The 15,249-nt window shown below is 70.7% G+C and carries 10 protein-coding genes; 3 read left to right on the forward strand and 7 right to left on the reverse strand.

The genetic code is table 11. The annotated features are described in order from the left end of the window. Window positions 1-117: 117 nt before the first annotated feature. From AB0M01_RS31725 to AB0M01_RS31740, 4 genes are all read right to left on the reverse strand, one after another. Entirely contained in the window at window positions 118-3,267 is a 3,150-nt protein-coding gene (locus tag AB0M01_RS31725) for an Rne/Rng family ribonuclease (RefSeq protein WP_363676062.1), read from the reverse strand. 143 nt (window positions 3,268-3,410) lie between these two features. After that, entirely contained in the window at window positions 3,411-4,238 is an 828-nt protein-coding gene (locus tag AB0M01_RS31730; protein ID WP_363676064.1) for a TIGR03936 family radical SAM-associated protein, read from the reverse strand. Between the two features lie 58 nt (window positions 4,239-4,296). Next, window positions 4,297-4,794 (reverse strand): DUF1772 domain-containing protein, encoded by a 498-nt coding sequence (locus tag AB0M01_RS31735; RefSeq protein WP_363676066.1) that lies wholly within the window; start codon window positions 4,792-4,794, stop codon window positions 4,297-4,299. Between the two features lie 138 nt (window positions 4,795-4,932). Then, window positions 4,933-7,239, reverse strand: a complete 2,307-nt coding sequence (locus tag AB0M01_RS31740) for a M64 family metallopeptidase (protein WP_363676068.1) — start codon at window positions 7,237-7,239, stop codon at window positions 4,933-4,935. 345 nt (window positions 7,240-7,584) lie between these two features. Between AB0M01_RS31740 and AB0M01_RS31745 the strand changes: the two genes are divergently transcribed. Beyond that, window positions 7,585-8,388: a lysophospholipid acyltransferase family protein gene (locus AB0M01_RS31745; RefSeq protein ID WP_363676070.1), complete on the forward strand. Its 804-nt coding sequence runs from the start codon at window positions 7,585-7,587 to the stop codon at window positions 8,386-8,388. Window positions 8,389-8,427: 39 nt separating this feature from the next. Continuing rightward, the gene (locus tag AB0M01_RS31750; protein WP_363676072.1) at window positions 8,428-9,306 is read left to right on the forward strand and encodes a prephenate dehydratase; all 879 of its coding nucleotides are present in this window, start codon (window positions 8,428-8,430) and stop codon (window positions 9,304-9,306) included. A 282-nt stretch (window positions 9,307-9,588) separates the two neighbouring features. On the opposite strand, the gene AB0M01_RS31755 is transcribed toward AB0M01_RS31750, so the two are convergent. Both AB0M01_RS31755 and AB0M01_RS31760 read right to left on the reverse strand, forming a co-directional pair. Further along, window positions 9,589-10,716 (reverse strand): glyoxalase superfamily protein, encoded by a 1,128-nt coding sequence (locus AB0M01_RS31755; protein ID WP_363676074.1) that lies wholly within the window; start codon window positions 10,714-10,716, stop codon window positions 9,589-9,591. 104 nt (window positions 10,717-10,820) lie between these two features. Further along, entirely contained in the window at window positions 10,821-13,379 is a 2,559-nt protein-coding gene (locus AB0M01_RS31760; RefSeq protein ID WP_363676076.1) for a S8 family peptidase, read from the reverse strand. A 117-nt stretch (window positions 13,380-13,496) separates the two neighbouring features. On the opposite strand from AB0M01_RS31760, the gene AB0M01_RS31765 reads away from it, so the two are divergent. After that, window positions 13,497-14,486, forward strand: a complete 990-nt coding sequence (locus tag AB0M01_RS31765) for a GNAT family N-acetyltransferase (RefSeq protein ID WP_363676078.1) — start codon at window positions 13,497-13,499, stop codon at window positions 14,484-14,486. On the opposite strand, the gene AB0M01_RS31770 is transcribed toward AB0M01_RS31765, so the two are convergent. Beyond that, entirely contained in the window at window positions 14,479-15,027 is a 549-nt protein-coding gene (locus AB0M01_RS31770) for a hypothetical protein (RefSeq protein WP_363676080.1), read from the reverse strand. The genes AB0M01_RS31765 and AB0M01_RS31770 overlap by 8 nt on opposite strands. Window positions 15,028-15,249 lie beyond the last annotated feature (222 nt).

Below are 15,249 nucleotides of genomic sequence, written 5' to 3' on the forward strand. Positions count from 1 at the left end.
AGACTTACCGAGCCGGGCCGCTGATGGAGTCAAGCGACCGGCCCACACAAAGGAGGCACGCAGGATGCGCGCCGAAAGGGAAGTTTACTACGCGAGCGTCGCAAACTTCAAAACGGCCTAGGGAGCAGTCGTGACCAGCTCCGGAGCGCTGTCCGCGTCGGATTCGGCCGCCTTCGACCGGCTCCGGCTGCTGCGCCGCCGCCGGCTCCGGGTGGAGCCGTTCGACTCGGCGTCCGCGTCGGCAGCCGGAGCCGCATCCACGCCCGCCTCGGCCGGTACGCCGTCCGCCGGTACGCCGTCTGCCGCCTGCTCCGCGGCGGGAGCCTGCGCGTCGACCTGAGCCGCCGGGGCGGCGTCCTGCGACGCCGCCTGATCCTCGCCGTGCCCGTTCGCCCCCGCCGAAGCGGCCGCGATCTGGGCCAGCCGCTGCGCCGCGTCGCCGTTGTGCGGCGCCGCCTCGGCAGCCTCCGCCGACTCGTCGTCGCGCCGGCCCTTGCCCCGGTTCCGGCGCGAGCTCTTGCGGCCCTCACCGTCGGACGTGGACGACGCCTTGGCGCCGTGGTCGTGACCGTTCTGCTGCTGGCCGCGGCCCCCGCCGCGGCGGGACTCCTTCGGCTCGTCGTGCAGGATCAGCCCGCGCCCACCGCAGTGGTCGCAGTTCTCGCTGAACGCCTCGAGCAGCCCGGTCCCGATCCGCTTGCGCGTCATCTGGACCAGCCCCAGCGAGGTCACCTCGGCGACCTGGTGCTTGGTCCGGTCGCGGCCCAGGCACTCCACCAGGCGGCGGAGTACCAGGTCGCGGTTGGACTCCAGCACCATGTCGATGAAGTCGATCACGATGATGCCGCCGATGTCGCGCAGCCGGAGCTGACGGACGATCTCCTCGGCCGCTTCCAGGTTGTTCTTGGTGACGGTCTCCTCGAGGTTGCCCCCGGAGCCGGTGAACTTGCCGGTGTTGACGTCGACGACCGTCATCGCCTCGGTCCGGTCGATGATCAGCGAGCCGCCCGAGGGCAGCCAGACCTTGCGGTCGAGCGCCTTCTTGATCTGCTCGTCGATCCGGAAGTTCGCGAAGACGTCGCCGTCGCCGCTCCACTTCTCGACCCGGTCGGCCAGGTGCGGCGCGACGTGCTCGACGTACTCGCGAACCTGGTCGTAGGCGTCGTCACCGGAGATCACCAGCTTGGTGAAGTCCTCGGTGAACAGGTCGCGGACGACCCGGATCAGCAGGTCCGGCTCGCCGTGCAGCAGCTGCGGCGCCTGGCCCGACTTCGACTTCTTGTCGATCTCGGTCCAGTACGACTGCAGGCGGCTGACGTCGGCGGTCAACTCCTCCTCGGTCGCGCCCTCGGCCGCGGTCCGGACGATCACGCCGGCCTCGTCGGGGACGATGTCCTTGAGGATCGACTTGAGCCGGTTCCGCTCGGTGTCGGGCAGCTTGCGGCTGATGCCGCCGTTGCCGCCGCGCGGCACGTACACGACGTACCGGCCGGGCAGGCTGATCTGGTTGGTGAGGCGGGCGCCCTTGTGGCCGATCGGGTCCTTGGTCACCTGGACCAGGACCGCCTGACCGGACTTGAGCACCGACTCGATCTTGCGCGGGCCGTTGCCGGCGCCGAGCGTGTTCCAGTCGACCTCACCGGCGTACAGGACGGCGTTGCGGCCCTTGCCGATGTCGATGAACGCGGCCTCCATGCTGGGCAGCACGTTCTGCACCCGGCCGAGGTACACGTTGCCGATCAGCGAGACCTGCTCCTCCTGGGCGACGTAGTGCTCGACCAGGACGTTGTCCTCGCTGACCGCGATCTGGGTCAGGTCACCGCGGGCGCGGATCACCATCGCCCGCTCGACCGACTCGCGGCGGGCCAGGAACTCGGCCTCGGTGACGATCGGCGCGCGGCGGCGGCCGGCGGCGCGACCCTCGCGGCGGCGCTGCTTCTTCGCCTCCAGGCGGGTCGAGCCCTCGACCGCGGTGATCTCGTTCGCGGTGTTCTTGCTGCGCGGCTCCCGGACCCGGACGACGGTCTCGTCGGGGTCGTCGGCCGAACCGGAGCCTTCCTCGCCCTTACGGCGACGGCGGCGACGGCGGCGCCGCGACGAGCTGCCGGAGCCCTCGTCGTCGGACTGCTCGGTGTCGTCCTCGGCCTCGGTCTCGGCGGAGGTGTCGTCGTCGCTGTCGTCCTCGTCGGAGGAGTCGTCGGCGCTGTCGTCCGCACCCTCGCCCGACTTGCGGCGGCGACGGCCACCGCGACGGCGGCGGCGCCGGCGGGTGCCCTCACCGTTCTCGTCGTCACCGTCGTCGTCGGCGTCGGCCGCGGCGTCCTCGGCGCTGACGTCCTGCGCGGCCTCGAGCACCGGCTCGGCGCGGTCGGCGGCGACCTCTTCGGCGTCGCGTCCACGGCGCGAGCGGCGGCGGCGCGTCGTACCGGGCTCGTCGGTGTCCTCGGTCGGTACGTCGACCTGCTCGTCGACCGTTGTTTCGGGAGCGACCTCAGCGGCCGCGCCACGGCGGCTGCGGGTCCGCTTGCGCGGCGCCTCGGCCTCCGGGGTCGCCTCGACCGGGCTGGTCGCGGCGGCCTGCGGGGCGACCTCGACCGGCGCCTGGAACAGCGGCGCGGCGGCGGGCGCCCGACGGCGGGTACGGCGGGGAGCCTCCTCCGGCTCCTCGGCAACAACAGGCTCAGGCTCAGCAGCAGGTGCGCTGCCGCCGACCGTCACGTACGACGTACCGGTGGTGGTCACCGACTTCGGAGCAGACGTGGACTCAGCAGCGGCGGCTTCCGCCGCGGCGAGCGCCTCCTCGTCCTCCTCCGCGTCGGCGACCGGGCCGTCGGTGAGCGGGGACTCCGGGGTGAGCAGGTCGGGCTCGGGGGCCGCTGCCTTCTTCGTGGTGCGGCGGCGGGTGGTCTTCTTCGCCGGGGCCGGGGTCTCGACGACCGGGCCGCCGTCGGCGGTCGGGGTGGCCTCGTCGGCGGCCGGCTCGGCTGCGGCGGCCTTCTTGACCGTGCGCTTGGCGGTGGCCTTCTTGGCGGCGGTCTTGCGGGCCGCGGTCTTCTTGACCGGCGCCGGGGCCGGGTCCGCGCTCTCGGCGTCGGACTGGGTGCTCACCTCGGCGGGCGCGGCGGTCTTCTTGACCGTGCGCTTGCGGGTGGTGGTGGTCTTGGCCGCTGTCTTCTTCGCAGCGGTCTTGCGGGCGGCGGCCTTGCGGGCCGGCGGGGTCGCGGCCGACGCGTCGGCCTCAGTGGTGTTCGGCTCGTTGTCGAGCATGCAGTGCGGGTCTCCTCAGGCCCTCCGGCGCATCCTGCGACCCCTGTCACGGGTCCGGCGCGCCCAGAAGGCGGTCACGGTCTCGCCGTTTCCGGCGGGTGGCCGGCACGGCGGAAGCCTGCTGGGTCCCGCTCCCCCACGCTTCAGGGCGCAGTCGGAGCGGCGACGTCGCCCTCCGCTGGATGCGTCTCATGGTCTACCGCCTGGCCGGTCGCGGTCGCCTGGTTGGCGTCGCGGTCTCGAGCGAGCGGATCGTCCACTGTGCCGCTGGCCGCGATGAGCGGGCCCTGGGCGAGCCTGGTCAGCAGAGCTGGGCCCGTCACCTGGAGCGTCGCTACTTCGAGCACACCGGCGAGAACGTCGTCGGGTCTCACGGCCGGGGTTCCGTGCCGTAACACCACTTGCAGTATCGCACACGTGGCAACCGCAACCGGTTCACTACCGACGGTGAGTCGGAGAACGGCCTCCCGACAGTCGAACGAGCGAAGCCCCCGTTTGGTCATGCGCTCGACCAGAATTTCCTCCCGGGCCAGGAACGCCTCGACCGCGGTGGCCGCCTCGGCCGGATCCACGCCGGGCAACGCGATCACCCACTCGCTGGCCTCCAGCTGCTCGGCCAGCGACCCGCCGGTGGCCGTCACCACGTCGAGCACGTCCAGCCCCGGCGGGAGCGCCGCGTCGAGGGCCGCCCGGACGGCGTCCGGCTCGCGCTCGTGTGTGAGCGAGATCTCCAAGTACTCCGCCTCGGAGGCGGCGCCGGTCGGCGCGGCTCCGGCGTACGAGATCTTGGGGTGCGGGCTGAAGCCGTGCGAGAACGCGACCGGCAGCTCCGCGCGCCGGACCGCCCGCTCGAAGGCGCGCTGGAAGTCGCGGTGCGAGGTGAACCGCAGGCGCCCGCGCTTGGCGAAGCGCACGCGCAGCTTCTGGACCGCGGGGAGCTGCTGGGACGGCGGAGCTTGTACAGGTGCCACGACCGCATTCTGACAGCCCGGCGCCGCAGACTCACATCCTCACGGTCCGTGGCCGGTACTACGGTGCGTGACTCTTCCCGGTCAGGTACAGCGCCCAGGCGAGCAAGCCGAACGCGACGGTGTTCAGGGCGACCCGGAGCAGGTTGAACGAGCGCCAGCGGGCCTCGTCGAAGGCGGCCCGGGCGGCGGCGACGTCGATCGTGTCCGGGTCACCGGCCGCCTTGAGGGCGTCGTTCATCGGGACGTTGACCGCGATCGTGACGACGAAGGTGATCAGGTAGAGCACGAAGGCGGCCGCGATCCAGGCGAAGGCGTCCTCGCCGAGGTGCAGGATGCCCGCCAGCAGCGTGAGGACCAGCGAGCCGACGAAGCCGAGGCCGAGGAAGATCGGGTTGATGATCGCCCGGTCCATCGCCTGGAAGGCGCCGACGAAGGTCCTGTCGTCGGTCTTGGCCAGCCCCGGCATGATCGCGTTCGCGTAGATCCCGAACACGCCGGCGACCATCCCCGTGGTGAGCGTGGCAGCCAGCAGCGCCGCCACCCGTAGTCCGTCCATCCCAGACCTCCCCAGCTCGACAGTGAGCCCCGCACCGGCAACGTACCGGTGCGGGGCTGCCATCGACCTGTCATCGGGGGTGGAGAAGGGCGAGCCGGTCCGCCCGAGCCGGTGGGCCGCTCGCCCCTCCCCCTCGCATCAGAGCGCCGAGCACTGCCCCGATCGGGGGCCGACGACCTTGTTCGGGGCCTGCAGGTTGCTCGGCGACGCGGCGTTGCCGGAGCAGCTCAGCGGACCGTTGACCGTGTTGCCCGCCAGTACGACGGGGTCGGCGGTCCGCGCACCGGTCACCGAGACCGGGCCGCTGACCGTGCTGCCGACGACGACCGCGGCGCCGGTGGTCCCCTCGAGCGCGACCGGGCCGTTCACCGTCGTGCGGAGCAGGTGGACCTGCGCCACGCGAACGCCGCGGACCGGACCCGAGATCCGGCTGTCGGTGGCGACCAGCGACGCCCCAGCGGCGACGCTGACCGGCCCGTTGATCGTTGCCCCCTGCAAGCAGGTGACGCCGTTCGCGACCGTCAGCGGGCCGTTCCGGACGCCGGTGATCGTCGTCGTACAGGCGGGAGCGGGCTTGAGCAGCGTGACCGCGAAGCGGTTCGCCGTACCGATGTTGCCGGAGGCATCGATCGCGCGGTACTCGACCTGGTGCCGGCCGTAGCCGGGCGGGACGTCGTCCCACGGCACCACCCGCGGGACGCCGAGCTTGCCGTAGACGAGCTGGTCGATCTCGGTGCCCTCGGCGGTGAACCGGAACGGCGCGTTCGCGTCGGTCGGCCAGCCGTAGTAGTTGTACCAACCGTCGCCGTCGACCCGGAACTCCGGTACGACGTACCCGGGGCTGTCGTCGGCCGCGGTCAGCTTCATCGTGAACGCGTCGTTGTACACGTACTCCGGGCCGGTCGGCTTCTGCACCGTGAGCAGCGGCTTGGACAGCGTCGAGGTGACCTCGGCCTGGGCCGCGTCGACGGTCCAGGTCAGCGTGTCGGTGCCGACGGTCGCGCTCAAGGTGTGGCGGCCCGACAGCTGCAGTCCGGAGAGGGCGAAGTCGCGCTCGTTGCCCGGATTCGGTACGTCGGCGCCGTCGAGCTGCCAACTGACCGGAGGCTGCGCGGTGTCGGACTGGGTGGTCTCGACGTAGACGACCTCATTGGCGTTCACGGGGTGGTCGGTGGAGGTGGAGGTCGTGAATGTGTGGTCAACGGAAGAACCAACGACAGATTTCGTGGTGTCGACCGTCCAGGTCCTGGTCGCAGTCAACGCGGACGACGCCCGGACGGCCGGGTCGCGGACGAAGTCGGTCGGATCGACGATCTTCGCGGTCAGCGCGTGCGTACCCGGCGCCAGGTCGAGCGTGCCGAGGTCGAGCGCGCGGGCGTTGTCCGTCTCCAGTTCGGTGCCGTCGAGCGTCCAGGTGACGTCCAGCTCGTGGCTGGCCGGGTGCAGCGTCTGCAGCCAGACGACCTGGTCGCCGGCGACCGTGCCGGCCGGCGTACTGGCCTGGAAGAGCGTCGCGCGCGAGGAGATCCGCTGCGTCATCCGCTCCCGGGAGACCTGGTCGAAGTAGTAGCCGAGCACCTTCATCATCGAGTGCTTGCTCGGCCGCCAGATCCCCGACCCGGCGTACTGGCCGGCCTCGAAGCGGCCGATCTTGCCGCCGCTCTCGGAGTCGTCACCGAGCCAGCGCCACCACTTCTTCTGCTCGGCCAGCATCTGCTGCTCGGTCAGCAGCGTGTGGTGGATCGAGCTCGGCTCACCACCCTCGTACGGCGCGCCGCGCTCACCGCGGGCGTAGTAGTCGTACTCGTCCTGCAGCCCGCCGAGCGAGTGGCCGAGCTCGTGCGGCGTGATCAGCGCCGAGAGCGCGTTGCCGCCGGACGCGGTCGCGTAGCTGCCGCCGGCGCCGCCGTACGTGTCGCTGTTGCCGATGGCAAGGATCTGGCGGTTCGCGGAGGTGGTGCCGGCGACCAGGTCGGCGTACTGGGCGGCGGCGCTGGAGCTGACCGTGAGCAGCCGCTGGACGCTGGCCGGGTTGCAGCCGCCCCAGAAGCCCATGCTGAGCGGGGTGTCGACCTTCGGCGAGGTCAGGTTCGGGTCGCAGTCGACGCCGCTCTGCGGGGACGGGATCTCGATCGCGTAGACGTTCAGGTAGTTGCGGTACGACTTGAACGGCTCGATGCTCCACAGGATGTTCAGGTGCTTGTCGACCTGCTCGCGGAACTTCGGCAGCTCGGCGGCGGTGTAGCCGTCGCCCATCACCACCAGGTTGAACCGGGACGCGGCCGGCCCGGTGACCTGCAGCGGCACCACCTTCGCCTCGACCGCCGTCCGGGCGGCTGTCGTGCTCTCCGACGCAGTCGCCGCCGCGAGCGGCAGCCCGGCGAACACCGCCGCCGCCACTCCCACCACCGCCGTCAGCCGGCGAACCTTTGAAGCAGTCCTCACAACCGCTGCCCTCCTGCTCGGGCGCCCCCGGCGGCCCGTGCCGAGCCCGCCGTGAGAAGCCTACGAAGCAGCGGGCGGGCTTGTCATTGGTTGCCGCGCGCCGCGGGCCGACGCCCACCACCCACCAACCTTCGCGAAGGCCGACGGCCGACGCTGCGCCGAGCGCGCGACCCGGCGCAGCGGCGAAGTTGGTGGGTGGTGGGCGTCGGACCGCCTTGTCATTGGTTGCCGCGCGCCGTCCGCCGGATTTCACCGCCGCGACGACGCTGCGCGACGGCGTCGTACCGCATGTTCAGGCGTCGTACGGCATCATGAGGGCTCGGGGATCGTGAGGAGAGGACATCGATGACGCAACCGGCACAGTCGCCGCGGCCCGAACCGGGTCGTGACCAGCAGGTCGACGACACTGGCGACGGTGACGGCAAGGGCATCTACTGGGTCCTGAAGAACGTCCTGCTCGGGCCACCGGTGAAGCGGATCTTCCGGCCCAAGGTCGAGGGCGCGGACAACATCCCGGACGTCGGCGCGGCGATCATCGCCAGCAACCACCTGTCGTACGCCGACTGGATCTTCATGCCGCTGGCGGTCCGCCGCCGGATCACCTTCGTCGCCAAGTCCGACTACTTCACCGGCGCCGGGATCAAGGGCCGGTTCCAGCGCGGCTTCTTCAAGGGCACCGGCCAGGTCCCGATAGACCGCTCCGGCGGGTCGGCGTCCGAGGGCGCGATCCGGGCCGGGATGAAGGTGCTGGAGCGCGGCGAGCTGTTCGGCATCTACCCCGAGGGCACCCGCTCGCACGACGGCAAGCTCTACAAGGGCCGCACCGGCGTCGCCCGGCTGGCGCTGGAGGCCAAGGTCCCGGTGATCCCGGTCGGCGTGATCGGCACCGACGTGGTCGCCCCGCCCGGCAAGGTGGTGGCGTCGCTGGCCTCCCCGACGGTCCGGTTCGGCGAGCCGCTGGACTTCTCCCGGTACGACGGGATGGAGGGCGACCGGCTGATCCTGCGCGCGGTCACCGACGAGATCATGTACAAGATCATGGAGCTGTCCGGCCAGGAGTACGTCGACATGTACGCGACCAAGGCCAAGCAGCTGGAGGGCCGGGCGACCACCGGCGCGCCGAAGAAGGTCCGCAAGTCGGACACCTGATCCGCAGGCTGAGACAACCTAGGCGTACGCTGGGATGTCGTGGACGGACCGATCGCTTATCAGGGTGAGCCAGGCGCCAACTCGGCGATGGCGTGCACCGAGATGTTCCCCGGCCGGGAGCAGCTGCCCTGCACCACGTTCGAGGACGCGCTGGAGGCGGTCAGCACCGGGCGCGCCGCGCTCGCGATGATCCCGGTCGACAACTCGATCGCCGGCCGGGTCGCCGACATCCACCACCTGCTCCCGGAGTCCGGGCTGCACATCATCGGCGAGCACTTCCTGCCGATCCACTTCCAGCTGATGGCCGTGCCCGGCGCCACCGTGGACACGATCACGACCGTCCGCAGCCACGTCCACGCGCTCGGCCAGTGCCGCAAGATCATCCGCGAGCACGGCTGGTCCACGGTCGTCGCCGACGACACCGCCGGCGCCGCCCGCGAGGTCGCCGAGCTCGGCGACCCGACCGTCGCCGCCCTGTCGCCGCGAGCCGCCGCGGGCCTGTACGGGCTGGACGTGCTCGCCACGGACGTCGAGGACGAGCACCACAACACGACGCGCTTCCTGGTCCTGTCCCGCGAGCCGGAGGTCCCGCCGGTCGGCTCGGGCCCGGTGATCACGAGCTTCATCTACCGCGTCCGCAACGTCTCGGCCGCGCTCTACAAGGCCCTCGGCGGCTTCGCGACCAACGGCGTCAACATGACCAAGCTGGAGAGCTACCAACTCGGCGGCACCTTCTTCGCCACCCAGTTCTACGCCGACGTCGAAGGCCACCCCGAGGACCCGAACGTGGCGCTCGCGCTGGAGGAGCTCGCCTTCTTCTCGGTCGAGGTCCGGCTGCTCGGGGTCTACCCCGCGCATCCGTTCCGGGCGCAGATCGCAGAGCCAGCGGCCAACCGGGCCCTGCGACCGCACCACTGAAACCGGCCGGCAGACCGAGCAGAGCCAGCGCGGCGCTGAGCAGGCCGACCTCGGCGTCGGAGGCACCGAGGTCGAAGATCCTGTGGACAACCCACCGATCCCACCGCCTCGGTCGAGGTCCGGCTGCTCGGGGTCTACCCCGCACACCCGTTCCGTGTGCAGAGGTGCGCTTCAAGTGTGTGCGGATGCCGCCATCGCAGAACCCGCCGCCAACCGGGCCCTGCGACCGCACCACTGAACCTGTGGACAACCCCGCCGATCCCGCCGCCTCCGCTTGTAAACTCAACAAGGAAGAGGCAGGGGGCGGGCAAGGCCGACGAACGCGATCGCGTTCCCGTCCGGGTCGCGCACGATGAAGTCGGTGCCGCCCCAGAGCTGCTTGGTCAGCTTCTGCACGATCTCAGCACCGGCGGCCAGGTACTCGGCGTAGAGGTCGCGGACGGACGGTGTCTCGACGAACGCCATGATCAGCCCCTCCCGCTCCGCGACACCGGGCGCGAACACCGGTTCGTGTACGAACTTCAGGTGCAGCGTCGCGCCGTCGCGGGAGACCGAGCCGTAGAACGGCGGCTTGCCGTGCAGGAAGTCGATCCGGAAGCCGAGTAGGTCTCGGTAGTACGTCGCCGACGCCTCGACGTCGGCGACGAACAGCACCGGGTTGGCACTTGCGGCTGCCGTGTGCGGAGCCGCCGGCTTCTGGGCGGCGGGCGGATCCTCCGGCTGCTCGCTGGCGGGCGGGACCGCTGGCTGCTCGGCCGTGGGCCGATCCGCCCCCTGCTTGCCGGCAGGCCGATCCTCCGACTGCTCGCCGGCAGGCCGATCCTCGGGCTGCTTCCCGGTGGGCGGAGCCGCTGGCTGCTCACCGGCGAGCGAGGCCATCGGCTGCTTACTGGAGAGTACGGCAGCCAGCCGCTCACTGGTCGGCGAGGCAGCCAGCCGCTCACTGGACGGTGCGGCGGCGAGCCGCTCGCTGGAGGGTATGCCAGCCACCCGCTCGCCCGTGGGTGTGGCAGCCATTCGCTTGCCCGTGGGTGTGGCAGCCATTCGCTCGCCCGTGGGTGTGGCAGCCATTCGCTCGCCGGCAGCCGGAGCCGCTGGCGGCGCGCTGGTCGGCGGGGCCATTGCCTGCCGGCGCGGCGCCCCGGTCGAGTCCGGCGATCCAGTCCGCTTACCGGCGGGCGATGCCGTCTCGGTGCTTGCCTTGAGTTCGGCCCAGGTGGCGAAGCCTGCTTCGAGGGCGATGATCTCCTGGGCTTCGGTGAGCGGAAACTTCAGCGCGAGGGCCTCGCGGTCCGGCAACTCGCGGTAACGGTCGAGCTGGCGGATTCGGCCGCCGATCGAGTGGTTTCCCTCGCGGTGCCGGCGGACGAGCAGTTTGGCCTGCTTCTTGTAGGTTTCCAGCTTGGGCATGGCGCTCCCTCTCGGTGGTGACGTAGGTGGGCCTTGCCCTTTCGGCGGATCTGCCGTTGCGCCCTACGACCGGGTCGGAACCCGCGCCTGCGGTTTCGAGGTTATCACCGCTCCCCGGTCGTCAGGGTCTCGTACGTCGTCGTACCGGCCTTGTACTGGCGGGGATCGCGCTGGGTTTCGCCGAGCATCTGTTGCCAGTCGGTGTCGGGTTCGAGGAACTGGTGAACGGTCGACGGCAGCTGCACCGGCGCGGCGATCGGGAGGGTGTCGACGCCTGGGCGGCGGCCGACGAGGGCCCAGTTCGACTCCCCCGTGCCCTGGTAGCGGGTGACGACGTGGGCCAGTTGGCGGTCGGTGAAGATACGGCGCTGGAGGCCGTCGAAGAACTGGCCTCGGCGGGTGTCGACCAGGCCGTACAAGTACGGCGTACCGGTGAGTGAGCCATCGGCGGCGAGCTTGCCGACGTACGAGGAGACGAAGCTCTGGAAGCGGTCGGGTGCCGTGGGATTGCCCAGGCGGCCGAGGTAGAGCTTGTCGCCTTCGGGTTGGAGGTTGAAGGTGAGGGCCTTGGCGCCTGATGGGCTGCGGATCTCGTAGCCGAAGAAGACGACGAAGGTGCGGGCGTCGGCGCGCGGGACGGTGAGCTTGACCGGCTTGGCTTTGCGGAGGTCGACCGTGAGGTGCAGGTCGCGGTCGACGGTGAGCGCGGGCTGGACCATGCGGTAGTGCTCGCCGGCCGGTCCGAAGGCGGTGACGTCGAGGGCGTAGCTGCCCTTGGGGACTCGGCCTGGGTCGCGGCTTTCGAGAGTGTTCAGGTCAACGAGGCCTGCGTAGACCTGGGCGGCGGGGAGAGGTTTGCCGTCGGGGCCGAGGGTGGTGAGGGTGAGGTTGTAGCTCTCGACTTCCTTGTCGGCGACCAGGGGGACAGTGAGCTTCTGGGTGCCTGTGGTGGCGGTGAGGGTTCCGGTGTAGAGGCCGTCGGGGCCTTGGTGGTTGGTGTTGGAGGTGAGTTGGACTGCGGCTTGGCCGTTGGCGGGAAGGGTCAGGTGGTTGGTGCTCAGGGTCAGTGGGGCTGGGGCGGTGCCCTGCTTGAGGGTGGCGGTCAGGTCAAGGGTCACCGGGATGGCGCTGAGGTTCTGGAAGCTGACTTGCTTGGTGACTGGCTTGTCGTCGGTGTGGGGCCAGGCGGTGGTGCCGAAGGAGACGCTTGTCGTTGTCGCGACGACGGTTTGGGTGATCGCTCGGGTGACGTCGATGCGGCCGGAACCCTGCTGGTACGGCGTGAGCGCGGGGTTGGCGCGGGCGGTCGAGGTCAGGGTCGCCTTGAGCTCTGCCGCTTTCCAGGTGGGGTGTTGCTGAGCGAGCAGAGCGGCGGCGCCGGACACGTGCGGGGTGGCCATGGAGGTGCCGGACATCCGGGCGTGGCGGTCGCCGACCGGGTCCTGCGGGTGGGAAGCGGACGAGCGGGCGGCGACGATGCCGACGCCGGGGGCGGTGACGTCGGGCTTGACCGCGCCGGCGGCGACCGGGCCGGGGGCGGAGAAACCGGCGAGGTTCTCGTCGCGGTCGACGGCGCCGACGGTGAGGGCGGCGGCCGCCGTACCGGGTGACTCGACGGTGCGGCCGTTGTTGCCTGCAGTAACTACGAAGAGGATGCCGGTCTGCTGGGTGAGGCGGTTGACGGCCTGGTCGAGGAGGCCGCCTTCCAGGCTGGAGCCGCCGAGGCTGAGGTTGACGACCTTGGCTTTCTGGGCGACCGCCCAGTCGATGCCGGCCAGGACGTCGGACTCGGCGCAGCCGCCGAAGTCGTCGCAGACCTTGCCGTCGAGCAGCTTGGCATCGGGGGCGACCCCCTTCGCGGCCGGGAGGTCGGCGATCGGAGCGGCACCCTTGCCGGCTCGGAGGTCGGCGACCGGAGCCGCGCCCTTGCCGGCGATGGTCGAGGCGACGTGGGTGCCGTGGCCTACGACGTCGGCGGATGGGTCGGTGGTGAAGTTCTTGGCGGCGACGACCTGACCGGTGAGGTCGGGGTGGGTGGCGTCGATGCCGGTGTCGAGGACGGCGACGGTGATGCCCTTGCCGGTGTAGCCGGCCTGCCAGGCGGCGGGGGCGCCGATCTGCGGGACGCTGTGGTCGAGCGAGGGGTGGAGTTTGCCGTCCAGCCAGATCTTCACGCCGCCCGCCCGGAGGCCGCTCGGATCGTCAACCGATCGAGGGGGACGGCTGTCGCGGCTGAGGTGCCGCTCGAGGAAGTCTGCGGCGTTCTCCTTCAGGACGGACAGTGCGGTGCCGGAGCTCGTCGCCTGACGGGAAGCGCCGGTGATGATCAGCGGGATGTCGGCGCGGGCCGCGTCGTCGTAGCCGTCGCGGAGGAGCAGGTCGATGTCGAACAGGCGCCGATCCAAGCGGCCCGACTCGACGGCTGAGCGGACGTCGTACGGGATGACTGTCCAGCCGCCGGCGGTGCGGCGGCTCTCGTAGCCGATCTTCTCCCGGCCGGACGCCCGCACGACCGAGAGCTGGTCGCCGGCCCTGAGCACGACCTTGTCGCCGGTGATCAGAGTGATCGACCGCTCCGGGGGCGGAGCAGATTCGGCCGCGATCGGAGTGAGGGTCAGCAGCATCAGAGCGGCCAGCAGGATCGTCCAGGGTCTCTTGCGCACGCGGTGCTCCTTCGGGGTCGGCCTACATCCCACACATGTCCGGCCTGGACCGCATTCGTTTCGTCCGCGGCGAAAAAGCATGCGCGGGCCGCCAACCGACCCGCATAAGGTCGGCGGATGCAGATCGTCGAGGTGGACGGGCGCGACCCGGTCGTGTTCGAGAAGTTCTTCGCCGTCCGGGACCAGGTACGCCGTACCGAGCAGGAGTTCCCGGTCGGGCTCGCGATGCCCGAGGCGCGCGGATTGTTCACCGCGGACAGCCCGGACGAGCGGTCGAACGGGCTCGGCCTCGTCGACGGCGACACCTGGCTCGGGATGGTCTGGCTCGACTGGTGGCTCAGCGAGAACACGCACGCCCTCGACGTCGAGATCGCGGTCGATCCGCGGTTCCGCCGGCAGGGCGTCGCCTCACGCCTGCTGGAGGAGGTCATCAAGCGGGCGCACGCCGACGGGCGGACGTTGCTGACCGGCTCGGTGATCGCGAAGGCAGCGACGGGTGCGAGCTCCGGTACGGCGTTCGCGGAGGCGCGCGGGTTCGTGCAGAAGCACACCGAGCTGCATCAGGTGATCGAGCTGCCGCTGGACGAGTCGGTGATCGTCGGGCTCGAGCGCGCGGTCCCGGGGTACGAGCTGGTGCAGTGGACGGACCTGACGCCGGACGCGTGGCTGGCGGAGTTCGCCGACGCGTACACGACGATGAGCCGCGACGTGCCGCACGGCGATCGGAGCGTCGAGGTGCAGGTGTGGACGCCGGAGCGGCTCGCCGCGCGGGAGGCGTGGCGGGTCGAGCAGGGGCGGTTCACGCAGACGACCGTGGCGGTCGACGCGGACGGGCGGCTGGCGGCGTACACGCAGATGAGTGGGAACCGGGCGGCGCCGGAGCGGTTGTTCCAGAACGACACCTTCGTACGGCGTGAGCATCGTGGGCGTGGGTTGGGGATTGCGGTCAAGATTCCTAACTTGAAGGCCTTGCAGGCGTCGTTGGAGCAGCCGGCGGTGGTGCATACCTGGAACGCGCCGGAGAACGCGCCGATGATCGCGGTGAACGCGAAACTCGGGTTCCGGGCCAGCGATCACCGCGTCGCGTTCGAGCGCGAACTCAGCTGAACGTCCAGTTGGGGTAGTCGCGTTCGAGAACCCCGCGGTGCCCGGACCAGTCGGTGTGGTCGCGGCGTTCGGGGTCGAGGGTCGACGGGTGGCCGCCGACCAGGCGGTAGCCCCAGGTGAACGCGGCGACCGGGACGACGTGGTGGGTGCGGATCACGTCGGGCACGACGGTGAGGAACGTGGTCGCGGTCCAGACACCGTCTGGGTGGTCGGGGTTCGCGGGGGCGTCGAAGAACGTCGGCAGGTGGCCGTAGCCGGAGAACGGCGCGGCGCCGGCGAAGTACGGGAGAGCGTCGACGGTCGTGGACGCGTCGAAGCTGCGGGTGACCACCTGGATCCAGCCCATCACCGCGTTCAGGCCCTGACCGTGGTACCGCAGCGTCGCCGTACAGATCGGGAAGCCGCGGAACGTCTCGGCGTCCAGGTCGGGCACGACCAGCTGGTGCCCCGACGCCCACGGGTCGTCGTTGGCCACGACGCGGACGTTGACCAGGCCACGCTCACCACGGGTCTCGAACGGGACGGACAGTTCACGGCGCATCGGGCGACCTCCCCCTTGAGGTTTCAAGCAATTCTCCAACGTTTGCTGGGGTTTCGGTGAATCTGGTTACCAGGCGCTGAGGTCTTGTGCTGTACGGGCGTACGGCGCATGGTGAGAAACGGACAGTGACGTGGGGGCCGCCTGTCCGTAGGGGAGGCCGGGTCAGAGCCCGGCTTCAGCTGATGCGTGGGTCTGGGGGATCTGGGAAGCGTCGTTGGTCCG

This window comes from Kribbella sp. NPDC051770, assembly GCF_040681455.1.
GTDB lineage: Bacteria > Actinomycetota > Actinomycetes > Propionibacteriales > Kribbellaceae > Kribbella.

Coding starts and splice junctions, on each gene's coding strand:
- AB0M01_RS31725 (WP_363676062.1), bottom strand. CDS start 3,267: ATGCTCGACAACGAGCCGAACACCACTGAGGCCGACGCGTCGGCCGCG.
- AB0M01_RS31735 (WP_363676066.1), bottom strand. CDS start 4,794: ATGGACGGACTACGGGTGGCGGCGCTGCTGGCTGCCACGCTCACCACG.
- AB0M01_RS31745 (WP_363676070.1), top strand. CDS start 7,585: ATGACGCAACCGGCACAGTCGCCGCGGCCCGAACCGGGTCGTGACCAG.
- AB0M01_RS31755 (WP_363676074.1), bottom strand. CDS start 10,716: ATGCCCAAGCTGGAAACCTACAAGAAGCAGGCCAAACTGCTCGTCCGC.
- AB0M01_RS31765 (WP_363676078.1), top strand. CDS start 13,497: ATGCAGATCGTCGAGGTGGACGGGCGCGACCCGGTCGTGTTCGAGAAG.
- AB0M01_RS31770 (WP_363676080.1), bottom strand. CDS start 15,027: ATGCGCCGTGAACTGTCCGTCCCGTTCGAGACCCGTGGTGAGCGTGGC.